The organism is Demequina sp. TMPB413 (assembly GCF_020447105.2).
GTDB lineage: Bacteria > Actinomycetota > Actinomycetes > Actinomycetales > Demequinaceae > Demequina.
The window spans coordinates 1,631,385-1,649,993 of record NZ_CP096184.1; the positions used below are offsets into that span (position 1 = coordinate 1,631,385).

The following is an 18,609-nucleotide window of genomic DNA, read 5'->3' on the forward strand; positions in this document are numbered from 1 at the left end:
AACTACTCGCGACCCTTGCGCGCCATCGCCCGCTCCGCCTCGCGGTTGTCTTGCTTCTCTCGCAGCGTCTGACGCTTGTCGTACAACTTCTTGCCCTGTGCCAGGCCGATCTCGAGTTTGGCGCGCCCCTTCACGAAGTACAACCGCAAGGGCACGATCGTGTGGCCCTTCTCGCGGGTCCTGATCGCCAACTCATCGATCTCGTGGTGGTGGAGCAACAGCTTGCGCTTGCGGCGCACCGCGTGATTCGTCCAGGTGCCTTGCGTGTACTCGGGAATGTGGATGTTCTCGCACCACGCCTGGCCGCCATCGATGTAGACGTAGCCCTCGCCGATAGCGGCCCGCCCCTGCCGGAGCGACTTCACCTCGGTACCCGTGAGGACCATGCCTGCCTCGAACACGTCTTCGATGAAGAAGTCGTGGCGCGCAGAGCGGTTAGTGGCCACCACCTTGACTGACTCGGACATGGCTCACCTCCCAGGCACACTCGAATCCGATCGCGACTTTGCGGCGCGACCTACCAGTGTAAGGCCCTTAGCGCAGGTACAACAGCCCTTTACCAGTCGGCGACGTACTTCATCGGGTCAACCGTTGAGCCGTTGACGTAGACCTCGAAGTGCTGGTGGCAGGCCGTCGAGGTTCCGGTAGTGCCCTGATAGCCGACCACCTGTCCGCGTTTGACGGTCTGACCAGCCCCGACGGCGAAACTCGCCAAGTGATTGTAACTGGTGTAGAGCACCTTGCCGCTGACGACTCCGTTGTAGAGCATCACCTGGTTGCCGAGGCCCGCGACGTACTTGGCCCACTCCACCTTGCCGTCCGCCGTAGCCAGGATGGCCGTTCCGCAATACGCGCGGAAGTCCGTTCCCGCGTGCAGTTTCCACACGCGATAGATCGGGTGGAGGCGCATGCCATACGGCGACGTAATGTAGGGCACTGCCGTGGGCGGGCTGAGGAAGCCCTTCACCAATGAGCCGGTGCCATTGGTCGCCTCTTCGGCCAGTTTCTTCTTCCACAGAACGTCGAGCTCGGCCTTGAGCGCGGCGGCGTCGGCTTCGGCCTGCCTCTGCTGGGCCAGGTACGTCTCGCGCTGCGACTCGAGGTAGGCCTTCAGGTCCTCGGCGTCCTTGAGCAGTCTCTCGACCTCGGCCTTCTTCGCCGCAGCGATGTCGCGGGCGGTCTGGGTCTCGACCACAAGCGCGTCGGCCTTGACCTTCAGCTCCTCGATGTAAGCCCGCACCGCTTCTTGACGAGCCTTGCGGTTGCGGTTGACCGCGGCGAGCTCCTCCATTTGGGCCAACGTGTTGGACTGCACGCGGGACGTGGTCTCGCGGTACGCGTAGTCGTCCACGAACTCGGTTGACGTCTGGGCACCAAAGAAGATACTGAGGCTCGCATCCTTGCGCGAGCCTTGATACTCGGCACGCGCGATCTCGGCGAGGACGTTACGCAACTCGTTGATCTTGATGTCGTCAGCGTCGATTTGCTCGGTCAGGGCCGCGTCTTCCGCGCGCGCTGCCTTGAGCTTGGCGGCAACGATGTTCTGCTGCAGCACGGCCGCGTCATACCGCTCTTGGGCGACGCGGTACTCCTCCTGAACAATCGGCAACCGGTTATTGAGCTCCGTCAATCGAATCGAGGCATCGGCGATCGCCTGATCCGTCTCCGCGAGCTCGTACTCCAGGTTCCTGGCCTGCTGTTCCCTATTGGCCTTGTCCTTGTTAGCCTGCGCGATTTCGTCGTCATAGCTCGACCACAAGGGCACCCCGCCGGCCCCGGCTTGAGCGATGCTTCCGGCGCTCGCGCCGAGCATCGCGGCAAGCAGCAATGCCGCCGCAACCCTGAAGTTGCGCGTGCGCCACGGTGACTTGGTCATGCGCGTGTGTACCTTCCCAACGTTGCCAAAGACGCCACTGCCGCCAGCGCCACTGCGATCAGCAGTAGCCAAGGCGCGACGGCAAGCACGTCATCCCCGTTGATGTAATCGACAAAGGTGACAGATCCCCTGAGCCAGTCCTCGATGAGATAGCGCACAGCAAGCCACAGTCCCGTGCCTGCGAGCACAGCGCCAAGGGTGGCTGCCACCGCACCTTCGAGCATGAAGGGCATCTGGATCAGCCCGCGCGAGGCACCCACCATCCTCATGATGTTGGTCTCTCTGCGGCGACTGAGAGCGCTGAGCCTGATCGTCGTGGTGATGAGGAGCACTGCCGCCAGCAGCATGACGGCGGCGAGGCCTGCAGCGATGAAGGTGGCTGCGTTGAGCAGGCTGAACAGACCCTTGAAGATCTCCCGTTGGTCCTGGACTTCGTCAACCCCGTCCATGCCAGCGACGGCGTCGGCGACTACCTCAAACTGTTCAGGGTCGGTGAGCTTCACCCTAAAGCTCGCCTGCATAGCCTCCGCCGTCAACTGTGCGAAACGGTTGTCGGTGTCGCGCTCCCTGAGATTCTCGAAGGCCTCTTCGCGGGATTCGTACTCGACTTCCTCGACGAGCGGGGCGACCGAGCCGTTCTCCAGCACGTCGCGGATAGCGTCTTCCTCCGCCGGTGTTGCCAATCCGTCGACGCACCGCACCTCGCGCGAGTTCTCAGGGCACAGGAAGACCGAGACCTCGACCTTGCCGTACCAGTCGTCCTTGAGCTTGTCCACCTGCATCTGGGTGAGCGCCGCTGCGCCCACAAACGTCAGTGACACAAAGGTCACGAGAACCACAGACAGCGCCATCGTGGAATTGCGCCGCAGGCCGTTGAAGACCTCGCCAAAGATGAATCTCAGCCTCATGCGGACGTCTCCGCCCCATAGACTCCGCGGTCTTGGTCGCGAATGAGCAGACCGCCCTTGAGCTCGATCACGCGCTTGCGCATCTGGTCGACGATCTCGTCGTCGTGCGTGGCCATGAGCACGGTGGTGCCGGTCCTATTGATGCGGTCGAGCAAACGCATGATGCCGATGGACGTTCCTGGATCGAGGTTTCCGGTGGGCTCGTCGCACAACAGGATGGGCGGATGGTTGACGACGGCGCGGGCGATCGCCACGCGCTGCTGCTCGCCGCCGGATAGCTCATGCGGCAGGCGCTTCTCTTTGCCAGCGAGGCCGACAAGCTCGAGCGTCTCAGGCACCATCGACTGGACGTGGTGGCGCTTCTTGCCGATGACCTCGAGTGCGAAGGCGACGTTGTCGAACACGGTCTTGTTGGGCAGCAAGCGGAAGTCTTGGAACACGGCGCCGATCTCGCGGCGCAAGTGCGGCACGCGCCAGTTCGACAACTTGTTGAGGTGGCGTCCGGCAACGTGGACGTCCCCTGCCGTGGGCCGCTCTTCGCGCAAGATGAGTTTGAGGAAGGTCGACTTCCCTGATCCTGACGAGCCCACAAGGAACACGAAGTCGCCGCGCTCAACCTCAACGGAGACGTCGTCGAGCGCGGGGCGTGCACCCCTTGCGTACACCTTGGAAACGTTGTCGAGTCGGATCACGGCAGCCTTCGGCGTGGGGGGTCTTACCCATGCCACTGGCATCATAAGTAGCCGATTGGCGTGATCTGGGGAGGGCGCGCCGCTGGCGCGGTGTCGCTTGCGTCACACCGCCAGGTCCCGGCGTCCAAAGACGAGCAACCTCGGCCCCGCGTCGACACTCCGAACCGTTTTGGGCCCCGGCGCACAGGCGTGTCTCGGTCACGGGCCCTCGCGGGGGCGTGTCGCCCGCCAAAACGGTTCGGAGTGTCGACGCGGGGCGAGAGTGTCCGAGTGGGGCGACGGGCGTTGGACGTGTTGAGGAGCGTTGGACGTGTTGAGGAGCGCCGCAAGCGGCGAGTTGGTCGTGAGGACAAGGCGGGTTGGAGCCCCTACGCGCCTGCGTCGAGCGAGCGCCGCCAGCGAATGCCAGCGTCAATGAAGTCGTCGATGTCGCCGTCGAACACTGCGGCAGGGTTACCGGACTCCTGGCCCGTGCGAAGGTCCTTGACCAGTTGCTGCCCGTAGAGGAAGTAGGACCGCATCTGATCACCCCAACTCGCTTTGATGTCGCCGGCGAGTTCCTTCTTCTGGGCGGCCTCCTGCTCCTTCTTGAGTAGCAACAGGCGAGACTGCAGGACGCGCATCGCCGCGGCGCGGTTCTGAATCTGGCTCTTCTCGTCCTGCATCGACACCACGATGCCGGAGGGCAGGTGGGTGAGCCGCACGGCAGAGTCGGTCGTGTTGACCGACTGCCCACCGGGGCCAGAAGAGCGGAACACATCCACTTTGATGTCGGTCTCCGGCACCTCGATGTGATCGGTCGACTCGATCAGCGGGATCACTTCGACCGCCGCGAAGCTCGTCTGCCGCTTGTCGGCAGAGCCGAAGGGGCTGATCCGCGCGAGGCGGTGAGTCCCGGCCTCAACGCTGAGGGTGCCGAAGGCGTAGGGCGCACTGATCTCGAAGGTCGCCGACTTGATCCCGGCGCCTTCTGCGTACGACGTGTCGAGCACCTTGGCGGCATAGCCGTGGCGCTCCGCCCAGCGCAGGTACATGCGCAGCAGCATCTCCGCAAAGTCGGTGGCATCATCGCCGCCCGCCCCCGAGCGGATCGTGACAACGGCATCGCGCTCATCCCACTCCCCCGCCATCAGGGTCCTGACCTCCATGGCGGAGAGGTCTTTGCGGAGTATCGTGAGATCGCGCTCCGCCTCGTCCAGCGTCTCGGCGTCGTCCGCTTCTACGGCCATCTCCACCAAGACTTCGAGGTCATCTAGCCGCCTGCCGAAGCCGGCGATCCGCTCGAGTTCAGCGTTCGCGGCGCTGAGGGCACTCGTCACCGCTTGAGCGTTCTCTTGGTCGTCCCATAGGTCGGGCGACGACGCTTGGTCCTCGAGGCTGGCGATGCGCTCCTTGAGCGCCGCCGGGTCGAGCACCGCCTCGATCTGGCCGAAGGTGCCGCGTAGTGCCGCGATTTCAGCGGGAAAGTCGATAGCCACGGTAGACGAGTCTAGTGCCGTTCTGCCGCGCCCCTGGGGCCCGGGCTCTGAGCCGAAAAAGTGCCCAGACATGAGGAAAGGGGCCGGCTCCCCATTGCGCCGGCCCCTTGAGGCGTTGGGTGTCCCCTCCCAACGTCTCCCCACGGAAAAGCATGCCTTGGAAATGCGTCAGCGGGTCGGGACCTGGGTCCCGACCCGCTGACTGTTCGGCATTTATCAGGAATTACTTCGCTGACTTCTTCGCGGCCTTGGTCGCCGTCTTGGGGTCTGCTGAGCCCTCCTTGACGGTGCGGTTCTTGACCTCATCCCACGTGATTCCGTAGTACGCGGCTTCCATCATGATCTTCATGTCGTCGATCATCGGCAGACGCGGGTTCGCGGGTGCGCACTGGTCCTCGTAGGCCTGCATCGCGAGCGTGTCGAGGCTTGACAGGAACTCCGCCTCGTCAACGCCGATCGCCTGGAACGAAGGCTCGATGCCCACCTTGGCGCGCAGCTCCTCGACAGCCGTGGCGTAAGCCTCGACGGCGATCTCTGGAGTCTCGTGTGCCAGGCCGAGCATCTTCGCAATCTCTTGGAAGCGCTCGGGCGCCACGTAGGACTCCTGCTTGGGCCACGAGGTCGGCTTGGTGGGAACCTTGCCGTTGTAGCGGATCACGTGCGGCAGGTAGACCGCGTTGGTGCGACCGTGTGCGACGTGGTACATCGAGCCGGTGACGTGGCTCATCGCGTGGACCAGACCAAGGAACGCGTTGCCGAAGGCCATACCGGCGATCGTGGCCGCGTTGTGCATCTTCTCGCGAGCCTTGACCGCGCCACCGCCGACGGTGACCGACTCTTCGATGTTCTCGAACACCAGGCGGATCGCCTGGAGGCAGAGACCATCGGTGAAGTCGTTCGCGTAGACGGAGACGTATGCCTCGGTCGCGTGCGTCAGGGCGTCCATGCCGGAGTCGGCCGCGACCCGCGAAGGCAGGTTGGCGGTCAGTACCGGGTCAACGATCGCGACGGTCGGGGTCAGCGCGTAGTCGGCGAGCGGGTACTTGCGGCCCGTCTCCGTGTCAGTGATGACCGCGAACGGCGTCACCTCTGCGCCGGTTCCCGACGTGGTCGGGATGCACACCAGCTTGGCGAGTTCGCCCAGCTTGGGGAACTGGAAGGCGCGCTTGCGGACGTCGAAGAACTTCTCCTTGAGGTCCGAGAACACGATGTCTGGGTGCTCGTACATGAGCCACATGACCTTCGCGGCGTCCATGGGCGAGCCACCGCCGACGGCGATGATCGTGTCGGGCTTGAAGGCCCTCATGATCTCGGCACCGGCCGTGACCGTCTTGATGGACGGCTCCGGCTCAACGTTGTCGATGATCTGCAGCGACACGTTGTTGGCGCGGCGGCGCAGCACGTCGATGATCTTGTCGACCACGCCGATGCGGGTCATCGTCGCGTCGGTGACGATCGTGACGCGCTCGACGGCGTTCATGTCGTGCAAGTACTGGATCGCGTTGGGCTCGAAGTACGTCTTGGCCGGGACCTTGAACCACTGCATGTTGTTGTTCCTCCGGCCGATGCGCTTGACGTTGATGAGGTTCACCGCGGTGACGTTGTTCGACACCGAGTTCTTGCCGTACGAACCACAGCCGAGCGTGAGCGAAGGCAGGAACGCGTTGTAGATGTCGCCGATGCCGCCGTGGCTCGAAGGTGCGTTGCAGATGATGCGAATCGCCTTGCAGCGCTTGCCGAACTCCTTGATGAGGTCTTCGTCGGTCGCGTGGATCGCGGCCGAGTGACCGAGGCCGTGGAACTCGACCATCTTCTCGGAGTAGACGAGGCCCTGTTCGGTGTCGTTGGCCTTGAGCACCGCGAGCACTGGGCACAGCTTCTCGCGCGTGAGGGGCTCGTTCTCGCCCACCTCTGCAACCTCGGCAAGGATGATCGAGGTCTCTTCTGGCACCGAGAAGCCCGCCTGCTCGGCGATCCACTGGGGGGACTTGCCGACGACGTTCGGGTTGAGCTTGGCACCGGCACAGTTGCTACCACCGGCGGTGGCGCCGAAGATGAACTCTTCGAGCTTGGCCTTCTCTTCCTTGGTGACCTTGTAGGCGTGCAGGCGGTCGAACAGCCCCATTGCCTCTGCGTAGATCTCCTTGTCGAGAATGACGGCCTGCTCGGAAGCACACACCATGCCGTTGTCGAAGGCCTTGGAGATCACCAAGTCGTTGATCGCGCGCTTCAGGTTGGCTGACTTGTGGACGTAGGCGGGGACGTTTCCAGCGCCGACGCCGAGGGCTGGCTTCCCGCAGGAGTAGGCCGCCTTGACCATCGCGTTGCCGCCGGTTGCGAGGATGAGGGCCACACCGGGGTGGTTCATGAGTTCGCTGGTCGCCTCGAGGGAGGGGATCTCGACCCACTGCACGCAGTTCTCGGGAGCGCCAGCCGCGATGGCGGCGTCGCGCACGACCTTGGCTGCGGCGACCGAGGACTCTTGAGCGCTCGGGTGGAAGCCGAAGATGATCGGGTTGCGCGTCTTGATCGCGATGAGGGACTTGAAGATCGCGGTGGACGTCGGGTTGGTGACGGGGGTGATGCCGGCGACGACGCCGACGGGCTCGGCGATCTCGGTGATGCCGGTGATCGGGTCCTCGGAGATGATGCCCACGGTCTTCATGGGGGCCATCGAGTGCGTCACGTGTTCGCAAGCGAAGATGTTCTTCACTGCCTTGTCTTCGAAGACGCCGCGGCCGGTCTCCTTGACCGCGAGCAGCGCGAGCTCGCCGTGCTGGTTCAAGGCGGCAACAGATGCCTTCTTGACGTACTGGTTGACGTCTTCTTGGGTGCGGCTCGCGTACTCTTCGAGGGCCTTCTGGGCCTTCACCACGAGAGCGTCAATTGCGGCGGCAACCGAAGGCGCGTCGGTCTGGGTCTCGGTGCCTGCCTTGGGGGCGGTGGTCGTCATGGGGATGTCCTCCTAGTGGCTGCCCTGGCGGGCGTTCCATTGCTCACGGTATGCCACGTTGATCGCCCCTTCCGCGGTCCTAGGTCCCGGGACCTCTGTCCCTATACCGGAGCGGGTATCGAGCACGCGCGGCAAGCGGAAAGCCGGGACTTGTGGCGCAAGAACCCGGGACTCGCCGCTGTCCCGGTTCAGAGTGAGGCGGGACAGCTGAGCTGCAACGCACAGCGGCCCGCACCCTGTGGAGGTGCGGGCCGCTTGAGCGCCACGGAAGTGGCGGCTGGACAAGGTGCGATTAGTCGGTGAAGAGCGAGATCGCCTTCACAACAGTCTCGAAGACTCCGTAGGCCAAACCTGCGCCCACAAGAACCCACAGGACGTAGGCGAGGGGATTTGCCTTGCTCATGTCAGACCCCCTTCCCTGTGGTCGCGAGCTTCTGTGCCGCGGCGCGCTCGTGCTCTGGCACCGCGTCGGCGGCCTCGTGGTACTTCTCATCCGCAGGCTTGACCAGCAGATTCGCCACGAAGCCCACCACGAGCAGCCCCACCATGACCATCATGGACGGCCCGTAAAGGGCTGCGCCTTCGACGCCAGCGTTGCTACGCGCGTCGAGGATCGAGTTGACGATGAGCGGACCAGCGATGCCCGCTGCCGACCATGCCGTCAGCAGGCGGCCGTGAACAGCTCCCACCTCGAACTCACCAAACGTGTCCTTGAGGTACGCAGGGATCGTGGCGAACCCGCCTCCGTAGAACGTGATGATGATGAAGGCGAGCAACACGAACACGGCGATGGACGTGGAACCTGCGAACGCGAGCGCCGCGTAGAAGACAGCGCCTGCTCCGAGGTACTTGACGTAGGTCATGCGCCGGCCGATCACATCCGACAGGCTCGACCAACCGATGCGGCCCGCCATGTTGGCGAGCGACAGGAGACCGACGAAGCCAGCGGCGGCCGCAGCGCTCACGCCTTTGCCTGTTGCCTCGTCAAAGGGGAAGTAGTCCTGGATCATCGGGCTGGCATTCTCAAGGATGCCGATTCCCGCAGTGACGTTGGTGAACAACACGATCCACAGCAGGTAGAAGCTACGGGTCTTGATGGCGTTCTTGGCGCTCACTTGGCCAGCCGTCGTCCGTGCGGCTGCCGCCGGCTTCGGCTCCCAGCCTTCCGGCTTCCATCCCTTGGCCGGCACTCGCACCACGGCGGCACCGAGGATCATCAGCACAAAGTAGGCGGCACCCATCACGATCCACGTGGGAACAAGTCCGTCTTGTGGCGTGCCGTCGCTGAAGGCATCGAGCAGCGCCTTCGAAACGGGAGAAGCGAGCATCGCGCCTCCACCGAAGCCCATGATGGCGAGGCCAGTGGCCAGGCCTGGGCGGTCGGGGAACCACTTGATCAGCGTCGACACTGGCGAGATGTAGCCGATGCCAAGACCAATGCCACCGATGACGCCGTAGCCGAGGTAGACCAGCCAAATGCTGCCGAGAGCGATACCTGCGGCGCCAACCATGAAGCCGAGAGACCACGCGAATGCCGCGACGACCATCGCCTTACGAGGTCCGTGGCGCTCCATCCAGCGACCACCGAAAGCCGCCGAGAGGCCCAGCATCGCGATCGCGATCGAGAACGTCACACCGCTCTGGGTGTGGTTGATGTCGAGGCGCTCCTCAAGCGGAGTCTTGAAGACGCTCAGGGCGTAGACCTGGCCGATGCTCAGGTGCACGGCGAGGGCAGCGGGGGGGACGAGCCAACGGTTGTACCCCGGTGGGGCCACCGTTGCTTCTCTGTCGAGAATCGACATGTACTTCTCCCTTCAAAAGCCTGTGCACCAATAGTGGTGGTCCTGGTCCCCCGTCAGGGCAGGACGTAGGTCATGAAGTCCCGGCTATCCAGCACCTTCTCGGTAACAATTGGACGGCGAACCCGTAGGAAACACCCTTGGAGTGCACGTGCTGAGGCAGGGGACCCACCCGGGACCCTTGATCTAGGACCAGGGGCATTGTCCGCCCACTCCACCCGGCCGCACTATGGGAACCGATACCCTCGGGGGTATGCTCGCAGTGCTTCCGCGCTCGACGCGCGTCGGCGCCGCGAACGTCACAAGGAGCAATCCATGCAGGAGCTGGAATCCGGGCAGAGCCGGTCCATCGTTCACCTTCCCGTTGGCACCTTTTCCATTCCGATGGGCCTTGGAGCGCTAGCGACCGCATTTCACCGCGCCGCGGAGGTGTGGACCACCGTCCCCGCGGTGATCGGCGAGGCGCTCGCCTGGCTCACTTTGGGCGTACTTGCGGCCCTGCTCATCGCCTATGGCACCAAGGCCGTCCGCCACAGGAGCGCGGTGGCTGCTGAATGGCGGCATGACGGCGCTCAGCGAAATTCCCCAGTCTTGCTCGGCGAAGTTCCCCAGGTCGCGGGGTCAGGTTAGCGGAAGTTTGTGCCGGTTGTGACGCGGCGTAGTTCGTCGGCTGCGGCGGCGTGGTTGCGGAGCCGGTAGGAGCCTCCGTCGAGGGTGACGACGACGGATCGGTGTAGGAGTCGGTCGAGCATCGCGGCGGCGACGGTGGTGTCGCCGAGGATCTCGCCCCAGGCGCCGACGGGCCGGTTCGTGGTGATCACGATCGACGTTTTCAGGTAACGCTGGTTGATGACCTGGAACAGTGCTGACGCGGCCTCGGCGGGCAACGGCAGGTAGCCCAGCTCGTCGATCACGAGCAGTGTGGGTCCGGCGAAGAACCGCATCATGGTGCCCCATTTGCCCTCGATCGCGGCGCGGTGGCAGCGGGCGGCGAGGTCGGCGGCGGAGGTGAAGTAGGTGCGATAACCGGCCGTCACAGCCGCATGGCCGAGGCCGGTCGCGATGTGGGTTTTCCCGACTCCGGGAGGGCCGATCAGGAGCACGTTGGTTGCGGTGTCGAGGTAGCGGCAGGTGCCAAGCTCGGTCAGGAGGTTGCTGTCGATGCCGGAGGCGGCGTCGAGGTCGAAGTCGGCAAGGGTCGCACCGGTGGGCAGGTTCGCGAAGCGGAACCGGCCGGCCAGGCGTCTGGCGTCGGTCGCGGTGACCTCGATGGCGAGCAGGCGCTCGAGGGTGTGAGTCAGCGACCAGCCCTCGGCTTGGGCTTGGTCCAGGACGCGGGGCAGGGCGTCGGCGGCGTCGTCGAGTTTCAGTTCGGTGAGGTGGCCGCGTAGTTGCTGAAACACGCTCGCCGGCGTCGCGGCCGTCGTCGCCGTCAGGGTGGAAGCGGTGGTGAGTGGTGTGTTCATTGGAGGGTGTTCCTGTTCTTCGCGGCCGTCTCGTAGGCGGCCAGGCTGATCACGGTGGTGGGTTCGGTGGCGCTAGTGAGCGCCATGGCGGCGCGGCGGGCCGCGGTGCCCGGTGGGATGCGTTCCTTCTTCCGGTGCGGGCGGCCTGGAGGCGCAGCGGCCAGGGCGATGGTCTCCAGGGCGGTGACGTGTCTGCTGTCGCGGATCGTGACCCCCAGCCCCGGCTCGGCAACCTGGTGCCGTGCCAGCACCACGCCGGAGATGGTCCCGATATCGATGGTGGCCGCACCGAGGCGTTGATGGACGATGACGCGGGCCGCAGCCAGTTCCGGCGGGACCGAGTACCGGTTCCCGCGCCAATCGATCAGCGCCTGCCGTGTCGCGGTGCGCTCCTCGGTCACCACCACCGGGAACAGCATCGGTGGCAACGGGCTCAGCCGTTCCGCAGCGAACATGACTGCGGCCGTCGTGGACCCGTCGCGTCCCTCACGGCGTCGACCGTCCTGCCCTTGGGCGAACGCGGTCAGGCGTTGCTGCGCTTGCTCAAGGGTGACATCGTCCGCAAGGTTGCGCCACCAACGCTGGGCGGCGGTGTGGTTGTTCTTCTCGACCACGCCCTTGCGGTTGCCCGACCGGGGCCGGCAAGCGACGACGCTGACCGCGTGGTGCTTGGAGAACGCGGCGAACATTGGTGTCAGATCACTCGTCCCCGCCTTCAGCACGGTGCTCATCCGGTCGAACCGCCACATCTTCGTCACGCCGCCCAGCAGGCCCAGCAGCACCGTCATCGCGGCCAGCAGGTGGGGCAGGTCCATCGACGGGGAGATCACCGCCCGCCAAACCCCCGAGTGCGCGAGCGAACCCACGAGGACGTAGGCGCGTTTGGTTGGGAACGCCCAGTCGGCCGGGGCGTCGGGCAACTCGACCCAGTCGAACTGCGTCTCCTCACCCGGCGGGTGGACGATGATCGCGTTGGGCCGCTTGGTCACATGCGCGCAGGCCGTGCAGGCCGGCCGCAAACTCCGGTCCCGGATCTGGCGAGTCAAGGTCTGATACGACCCTTCGAAGCCCAGTGGCACGAGCTCGTCCAGCAGCGTCACCGCCCACAGATGCGGGTCCTCGCTCAGACGGGCGGTGACGTAGGCGATGAACGCGTCGAACAGATCCGGGGCGGCACGGTGACGCACTCCTGGGGTGCGTTGGCCAGCCAGATAGGCGCGGATTGTCTTGCGGTCGTGATCGGTGCGCCGGGCGATCTCACTGATCGTCATCCCCTGGCGTTTGAGCGCGTGGATGTCCACGTCGTCCTCCTCTGAAAGCATAGGAGCAGGGCCTTTCTCGAGCTGGTGTGTGGTCGAAGACCATCAGCATCGAGGAAGGCCCGCTTCTATGTGCGGAAGCGACCCGGAGTGGGGAATTTCAGTGAGCAGAACTGAGGAATTTCAGTGAGCGCCGTCAGGCACCCCGTCAAGGCAGCGTTCACGGCAACCATTCCCATCTCTGGCCTGGTTGCCGCCGTCGCCCTCCTGCCCCACTCGCGAGGCGTGTCAGGCGCACTGTGGTGGCCGGGCGCCGTCGCTATGTTCGTGATCACCATCTGGGTGGTGCGCACGTGGTCAACCGATGCGCAGATCCAGCATGTGCACGTGCATCCCGCCTGGTTTATCCCGGTCGTGGGCAACATGGTTGTGCCGCTCGCCGAGACCACCCACGCCCCAGTTGATGTGTCGTGGTACTTCTTCGGCGTCGGGGTTGTCTACTGGCTCGGCATGATGCCCATCGTGCTCACCAGGCTGTTTGTGCTTGGCACCATGCCCCAGCGGCTAGCCTCCACGCTCGCGATCATGGCTGCCCCGCCGGCAGTTGCGGCACTGTCATGGGTGCGGCTCGGAGGCGAGTGGTCCGACCCGCTCGCAAGGATTCTGCTGGCCGTCACCCTGTTCAACCTGCTGGTGCTCGCTAGCCACGCCACCTCGTTGCGCAAGGTTCCGTTCGCGGTTCCGGCGTGGGCCTACACCTTCCCGCTCGGCGCGGCCGTCGTCGCGTTCATCGCCGCATACGAGGCCGGTTCCGGATCGTTCTACGCGTGGGCTGGCGGGGTGGTGCTGACGGTCACCACCGCCATCGTGGCCGCACTGTCCGTGCGAACCGTGCGCGGCTTCGTCACCGGCGGGTTGCTGCAGCCAGAGGACTAGGAGCTCGCGGCAGACTGTCGCCGCAATCGCCCTACTTGACGATCTCGCCGCGCCAGGCGCTGATGCCACCTTCAAGGCCCACCGTCTGAGTGAGTCCCGCTTGGGTCATCAGGTCGATTGCCACTCGAGAACGGTTGCCGGAGCGGCAGTAGACCGCGTAGTCAGCAGCGGACTCAAGGCCGGCCACCGCGGTGGCGAACGCCGGGTCCTCGACGTTCATGTTCACAGCGCCCGGCAGGTGGCCCTCGGCGAACTCAGCCGGGGTGCGGACATCGATCACGGTCACGCCGGGCTGCTCCACGGCAAGCGCGAAGGCGCCCTCATCCACGTGAGAGCCATCGAACGCAGGCGGCTCTTGCGAGTCAGAGGAACAGGCCGCCAGAACGACGGCGGCAATAGCGGCAAGGATGGTGGCTCGAAAGGTGCGAGTAGTCATGGTTCTACTATACCCCCCTGGGTATGTGGTGCTGAGATGACGGCCAACGCCTAGCGGCATTCAGGGAAGCGTCACGCCACCTTGACCGGCAGTCCATACGACTCTAGCTGGGCTTTCACCCGGTCCACCAGCTCCTGCGAGGGGGCCCTGGTGTCTCCCAGCAGGTACGGCTCGCCAGTGGCCTCCCACTTAGCCTTGCCCATCTGGTGGAACGGCAGGATCTCCATGCGCTCGACCCCGTCAAGCGTCGCCACAAACTTGCCAATCGCGTCGACGTTCTCTTCTTCGTCGGTCAAACCTGGAACGAGCACGAACCGAATCCACGTCTTCTTGCCAAGGCGCGACAAGCGCTCGGCGAAGTCGAGCGTCGGCTGTAGTGGCCTTCCCGTCACTCGCTTGTAGGTGTCAGGGATCCCAGACTTGATGTCGAGCAACACGAGGTCGATGTAGTTGAGGTCATCGTCCGTGAGCCTCGATCCCAGCAGGCCAGCGGTGTCGAGCGCGGTGTGGATGTTGAGGTCGTGGGCGCGCCTGAACACCTGCGTGACAAAGTGCGATTGCAGGAGCGGCTCTCCGCCCGAGATCGTGAGGCCACCGCCGGTGACCTTCATGATCGTGGAGTAGCGCGTCACGCGCGCCAGCACCTCGTCAACGGTGTGGCGCACACCGTCCTTCATGCGCCACGTGTCGGGGTTGTGGCAGTACTGGCATCTCAGGCCGCACCCTGCCATGAACAGCGTCATGCGGGTTCCTGGGCCGTCGGCGCCCGTCACGAGGTCCCAGGAGTGGACCGAGCCAGCCGTGTTGTCGACGAGGCTCTCGCTCGCCGCTAGTTCAGCGTCGGCGATCTCCATGGGGGGCCCGAGCGTGACGTCGACCGGTACCGATTCGTTGGTCACAATTGCTCCAGACTTCCGGGGTTGCCAACACTACGACAGCGGCGCCCCTGCCTTCCGGACGGGGCGCCGTACTGTCAGTAGTGTTACAGGCCCGCGTGGAACGTGCGCGACAGGACGTCGAGCTGCTGCTCGCGCGTGAGCCGCACAAAGTTGACGGCGTAGCCCGAGACCCGGATGGTGAGCTGCGGGTAGTTCTCCGGGTGCTCCATGGCGTCTTCGAGCGTCTCGCGGTTGAGCACGTTGACGTTCATGTGGAAGCCCTGGCTCACCGTGTAAGCGTCAAGGATGCCGACCATGTTGGTGACCTGCTCGTCGCGGTCGCGACCAAGGGCCGAGGGCACGATCGAGGTGGTGAGCGAGATGCCGTCTTCAGCGTCCTCGTAAGGAAGCTTTGCGACGGACAACGCCGACGCCATGATGCCGTGCACGTCGCGCCCGTTCATGGGGTTGGCGCCAGGGGCAAAAGGCTCGCCGAGACGACGACCATCTGGCGTGTTGCCGGTGGCCTTGCCGTAGACCACGTTGGACGTGATGGTCAGCACCGACTGGGTGTGCTTCGCGCCGCGGTAGGTCTTCTGCTTGCGGATCTTGTTCATGAAGCGGCGGACCAGGTCCACCGCAATGTCGTCCGCGCGGTCGTCATCATTGCCGTAGGTGGGGTATTCGCCCTCGACCTCGTAGTCGGTGATCAAGCCGGTCTCGTCGCGCACAGGCTTGACCTTCGCGTACTTGATGGCCGACAGCGAGTCCGTGGCGACCGACAGGCCAGCGATACCGCAAGCCATGGTGCGCAGGACGTCCTTGTCGTGAAGCGCCATCTCGATGCGCTCGTAGGCGTACTTGTCGTGCATGTAGTGGATGACGTTGAGGGCGTCGACGTACGTCTCTGCCAACCAGTCAAGGAAGGTGTCGAACTTGCCCATGACGTCGTCGAAGTCGAGCACGTCACCCGCGACGGGTGCCAGCGTCGGCGATACCTGCTTGCCGCTCACCTCGTCGCGACCGCCGTTGATGGCGTACAGGAGGCCCTTGGCAAGGTTGACGCGAGCTCCGAAGAACTGCATCTGCTTGCCGACCTCCATGCCGGAGACGCAGCAAGCGATCGCCGCGTCGTCACCGCACTGTGAGCGCAGCAGCTCGTCCGACTCGTACTGGACTGCGGAGGTGTCGATCGACACCTTGGCGCAGAACTCCTTGAAGCCGAGCGGCAAGCGGTCGCTCCACAGCACCGTCATGTTCGGCTCAGGTGCGGGGCCGAGGTTGTACAGCGTGTGCAGGTAGCGGAACGTGGTCTTGGAGACGAGCGAGCGGCCGTCCTCACCAAGCCCTGCGAGGGACTCGGTCACCCACAGCGGGTCGCCGGAGAACAGCGCGTCGTACTCGGGCGTGCGCAGGAAGCGGACGATGCGCAGCTTGATGACGAAGTCGTCGATCAGCTCTTGAGCCTCGACCTCGGTCAGCGTGCCCTCTTGGAGGTCGCGCTCGATGTAGCAGTCCAGGAACGTCGAGGTGCGCCCGAGCGACATGGCCGCACCGTTCTGCTCCTTGACCGCCGCGAGGTAGGCGAAGTACAGCCACTGAACGGCTTCCTTCGCGTTGGTCGCAGGCTTCGAGATGTCGTAGCCGTACGAAGCGGCCATCTGCTTGAGCTCGTTCAGCGCCTTGATCTGCTCCGAGTTCTCTTCGCGGTCGCGAATGATGTCTTCGGTGGAGCGCTGCATGTCGAGCTCGACACGGTCGTTCTTCTTGGCCTGGATCAGCGCGTCAACGCCGTACAGGGCGACGCGACGGTAGTCGCCGATGATGCGACCGCGACCATAGGCGTCGGGAAGGCCTGTGATGATGTGACTCGAGCGGGCGGCGCGCACGTTCGGGGGGTAGGCGTCAAACACGCCGTCGTTGTGGGTCTTGCGGTAGGTCGAGAAGACGGTCTCCAACTCCGGGTCAACCGGGTAGCCGTAGGTCTCGAGCTCCTTGACCACCATGCGCCAGCCGCCGTACGGCATGATCGCGCGCTTGAGTGGTGCGTCTGTCTGCAGGCCGACAATCAGGTTGTCGTCCTCACTGATGTAACCGGGCGCGTGCGACGTGATGGTCGCCGGCGTCTTCCAGTCGATGTCGTAGACACCCTTTTCGCGCTCCTGGGGGAACATGCCCAGCAGCGTCTGCCACACGCGCGTGGTGCGCTCTGTTGGCCCCGCGAGGAAGGTGTCATCCCCGGTGTACTCGGTGTACGCGCACTGAATGAATCCGCGCACGTCGATGGTGTCTGTCCAGGGCCCGGTGGGGAACGAACGCCAGGCGTCAAGCTGCTGGGCGTCAGACTCGGGGTGGGTGGTTCCTTTGGCCGCGATTGTCATCTCGGTAAAACCTTCCTGCATGGGGAAATGCATGGGGAGTAGGCGCTGTAGCACCGTTACCGCCCAGGGTATGCCCTGTGGGCACGGGAATCTCAGGACTTTTGACCTCAAGGTCCTGGGTCCCAAGTGCCGACTTCGCCGGTGACGATGCGGCCCGCTACAGTGACTGCAATGTCCCGAGAGCCTGTATCCGTGGCACGCACCAGGGGAGTGACAATGACGTTGACGTACAGGACGGCTGGGCGCACGCTCGCGGCAGTCGCGTGCTCGAGCCTGATTCTAGGCGCGTGCGGATTGCTGGGCGACGACGCTTCCCCCTCCCCCAGCGCCACGGTTCCCGCTGGCGATGTCGTCACGGTGTCGGTCGCCTATTGGGGCGACTTCGGGCTCGAGGCTCTCGCCGTCGAATATGAGGAGTTGCGCCCCGAGGTCAACATCGAACTGATCTCCGGCAACTACAACGAACTCCACGACGAGCTCCAGCGCCAGATTGTGGCGGAAGCTGGCGCGCCGAGCATCGTCGCCATTGGCGAGGACTACATCGGCAAGTTTGCCGCCCAGCCCGACGCCTTCGCCGACCTCCTGACCTTCAATGCTGGCGATTACCAGGAACGTTATCTCGAATGGAAGTGGGCTCAGGGTTCCACTCCTGACGGCTCGCAATTGGTGGGCATCGGCGCCGACGTCTCGGGCTTGGCCCTCTGTTATCGGCGCGACTTGTTCGAGAACGCCGGGCTTCCGGTCGAGAGAGAGGCCGTTGAGCGGGCCATGGCCGACTCATGGGAAGGCTTCCTTGAGCTGGGCAAGCAGTATGAAGCTGCGGGCGGCGCGGGGGCCTTCCTTGACGACGCTGGCACGCTGCTCAAGCCCGTGCGCGCGCAGACGGGCGCGAGCTATTTCGCCGCCGAGGGCACGTTGGCGCTCGAGCCAGTCAAGCCCGCTTTTGACGTGGCGCTTAGCGCGATCGACTCCGGTTTGTCGGCAGGGGTGATCCCCTTTACCGACCAGTGGGACACGGGTCTCGACAGCGGCACGTTCGCGGCGACCCTATGTCCCGTGTGGGGAATGGGATACATCCAGAGCGTCCTGGAGACCAATGGCGGCAGCGCCAAGTGGGATATCGCCGACATCCCTGGTCCCGGGGGGTCCTGGGGCGGCTCCTTCTACGCGATCCCCTCTCAAGGCACGCCGTCCGAGCAGGAATCCGCGTGGGAGTTCCTGAGCTGGTTGATCCAACCAGAACAGCAACTGCGTGTCTTCCAAGCGACGGGTTCTCTGCCCTCGCAGCCTGACCTGTATGAGGACGACTCCGTTGAGTCCTACAAGCTTCCCTTCTTCAACGACGCCCCGGTGGGGCCGATCCTGGCCAGGGCCGTGACCGAGTTGCCCACGCAAAGCCTCTACTCCCCCAACAACGGGGTGATTGAGGTGACCTTGCAGGACGTGTTGAGCGAGGTGCAGTCAGGCAACGTGGGCAGCGCCGACGCTTGGGCGGTGGCGACAGAGGCTGCCACCTTGGCGGTGGGCACGACCGAGTAGGCGCGGCT

At 64.5% G+C, this 18,609-nt stretch carries 15 protein-coding genes; 3 read left to right on the forward strand and 12 right to left on the reverse strand.

Features of this window, described 5'->3' with window-relative positions; all coding sequences use genetic code 11:
- Window positions 1–2 precede the first annotated feature (2 nt).
- The 7 genes from smpB to LGT36_RS07950 form a co-directional block, all read right to left on the reverse strand.
- Complete coding sequence (gene smpB, locus LGT36_RS07920) at window positions 3–467, reverse strand: SsrA-binding protein SmpB (protein ID WP_226094962.1); 465 nt, start codon at window positions 465–467, stop codon at window positions 3–5.
- Window positions 468–556: 89 nt separating this feature from the next.
- A complete protein-coding gene (locus tag LGT36_RS07925) occupies window positions 557–1,876 on the reverse strand; it encodes a M23 family metallopeptidase (RefSeq protein WP_226094961.1) in 1,320 nt (439 codons plus the stop codon).
- Window positions 1,873–2,784, reverse strand: coding sequence for a permease-like cell division protein FtsX (gene ftsX, locus LGT36_RS07930; protein ID WP_226094959.1), 912 nt, complete (start codon window positions 2,782–2,784; stop codon window positions 1,873–1,875). Before ftsX ends, LGT36_RS07925 begins: the two co-directional genes overlap by 4 nt.
- Complete coding sequence (gene ftsE / locus LGT36_RS07935) at window positions 2,781–3,476, reverse strand: cell division ATP-binding protein FtsE (RefSeq protein WP_226094948.1); 696 nt, start codon at window positions 3,474–3,476, stop codon at window positions 2,781–2,783. Before ftsE ends, ftsX begins: the two co-directional genes overlap by 4 nt.
- Before the next feature lie 368 nt (window positions 3,477–3,844).
- Entirely contained in the window at window positions 3,845–4,954 is a 1,110-nt protein-coding gene (gene prfB / locus LGT36_RS07940) for a peptide chain release factor 2 (protein WP_226094584.1), read from the reverse strand.
- Window positions 4,955–5,177: 223 nt separating this feature from the next.
- On the reverse strand, window positions 5,178–7,907 hold the full coding sequence (gene adhE, locus LGT36_RS07945) for a bifunctional acetaldehyde-CoA/alcohol dehydrogenase (RefSeq protein ID WP_226095028.1): 2,730 nt from the start codon (window positions 7,905–7,907) through the stop codon (window positions 5,178–5,180).
- A 404-nt stretch (window positions 7,908–8,311) separates the two neighbouring features.
- Complete coding sequence (locus tag LGT36_RS07950) at window positions 8,312–9,709, reverse strand: OFA family MFS transporter (protein ID WP_226095027.1); 1,398 nt, start codon at window positions 9,707–9,709, stop codon at window positions 8,312–8,314.
- A gap of 312 nt (window positions 9,710–10,021) precedes the next feature.
- On the opposite strand from LGT36_RS07950, the gene LGT36_RS07955 reads away from it, so the two are divergent.
- A complete protein-coding gene (locus LGT36_RS07955; protein WP_226095025.1) occupies window positions 10,022–10,336 on the forward strand; it encodes a hypothetical protein in 315 nt (104 codons plus the stop codon).
- Here the strand turns inward: LGT36_RS07955 and istB are convergent.
- Both istB and LGT36_RS07965 read right to left on the reverse strand, forming a co-directional pair.
- A complete protein-coding gene (gene istB, locus LGT36_RS07960) occupies window positions 10,333–11,172 on the reverse strand; it encodes an IS21-like element helper ATPase IstB (protein WP_248642028.1) in 840 nt (279 codons plus the stop codon). The genes LGT36_RS07955 and istB overlap by 4 nt on opposite strands.
- Entirely contained in the window at window positions 11,169–12,494 is a 1,326-nt protein-coding gene (locus LGT36_RS07965; protein ID WP_248642042.1) for an IS21 family transposase, read from the reverse strand. The genes istB and LGT36_RS07965 overlap by 4 nt, the downstream gene beginning before the upstream one ends.
- A gap of 123 nt (window positions 12,495–12,617) precedes the next feature.
- Here LGT36_RS07965 and LGT36_RS07970 point away from each other — a divergent pair, with 123 nt between their 5' ends.
- Complete coding sequence (locus LGT36_RS07970; protein WP_226264659.1) at window positions 12,618–13,367, forward strand: hypothetical protein; 750 nt, start codon at window positions 12,618–12,620, stop codon at window positions 13,365–13,367.
- A 31-nt stretch (window positions 13,368–13,398) separates the two neighbouring features.
- On the opposite strand, the gene LGT36_RS07975 is transcribed toward LGT36_RS07970, so the two are convergent.
- The 3 genes from LGT36_RS07975 to pflB all read right to left on the reverse strand — a co-directional run bounded on the left by LGT36_RS07975 (window position 13,399) and on the right by pflB (window position 17,062).
- The gene (locus LGT36_RS07975) at window positions 13,399–13,803 is read right to left on the reverse strand and encodes a rhodanese-like domain-containing protein (RefSeq protein ID WP_226095470.1); all 405 of its coding nucleotides are present in this window, start codon (window positions 13,801–13,803) and stop codon (window positions 13,399–13,401) included.
- 71 nt (window positions 13,804–13,874) lie between these two features.
- Window positions 13,875–14,702: a pyruvate formate-lyase-activating protein gene (pflA, locus tag LGT36_RS07980; protein WP_226095471.1), complete on the reverse strand. Its 828-nt coding sequence runs from the start codon at window positions 14,700–14,702 to the stop codon at window positions 13,875–13,877.
- Window positions 14,703–14,785: 83 nt separating this feature from the next.
- On the reverse strand, window positions 14,786–17,062 hold the full coding sequence (gene pflB / locus LGT36_RS07985) for a formate C-acetyltransferase (protein WP_226095480.1): 2,277 nt from the start codon (window positions 17,060–17,062) through the stop codon (window positions 14,786–14,788).
- A gap of 192 nt (window positions 17,063–17,254) precedes the next feature.
- On the opposite strand from pflB, the gene LGT36_RS07990 reads away from it, so the two are divergent.
- Window positions 17,255–18,601 carry an ABC transporter substrate-binding protein gene (locus tag LGT36_RS07990; RefSeq protein WP_226095472.1) on the forward strand — a complete coding sequence of 449 codons (1,347 nt, stop codon included), beginning with the start codon at window positions 17,255–17,257 and terminating at the stop codon, window positions 18,599–18,601.
- Window positions 18,602–18,609: the final 8 nt, after the last annotated feature.

Bases quoted from the DNA above. Each gene is read 5' to 3' on its own strand.
- smpB (WP_226094962.1), bottom strand. From the start codon at position 467: ATGTCCGAGTCAGTCAAGGTGGTGGCCACTAACCGCTCTGCGCGCCAC.
- LGT36_RS07925 (WP_226094961.1), bottom strand. From the start codon at position 1,876: ATGACCAAGTCACCGTGGCGCACGCGCAACTTCAGGGTTGCGGCGGCA.
- ftsX (WP_226094959.1), bottom strand. From the start codon at position 2,784: ATGAGGCTGAGATTCATCTTTGGCGAGGTCTTCAACGGCCTGCGGCGC.
- adhE (WP_226095028.1), bottom strand. From the start codon at position 7,907: ATGACGACCACCGCCCCCAAGGCAGGCACCGAGACCCAGACCGACGCG.
- LGT36_RS07950 (WP_226095027.1), bottom strand. From the start codon at position 9,709: ATGTCGATTCTCGACAGAGAAGCAACGGTGGCCCCACCGGGGTACAAC.
- LGT36_RS07955 (WP_226095025.1), top strand. From the start codon at position 10,022: ATGCAGGAGCTGGAATCCGGGCAGAGCCGGTCCATCGTTCACCTTCCC.
- istB (WP_248642028.1), bottom strand. From the start codon at position 11,172: ATGAACACACCACTCACCACCGCTTCCACCCTGACGGCGACGACGGCC.
- LGT36_RS07965 (WP_248642042.1), bottom strand. From the start codon at position 12,494: ATGCTTTCAGAGGAGGACGACGTGGACATCCACGCGCTCAAACGCCAG.
- LGT36_RS07975 (WP_226095470.1), bottom strand. From the start codon at position 13,803: ATGACTACTCGCACCTTTCGAGCCACCATCCTTGCCGCTATTGCCGCC.
- pflB (WP_226095480.1), bottom strand. From the start codon at position 17,062: ATGACAATCGCGGCCAAAGGAACCACCCACCCCGAGTCTGACGCCCAG.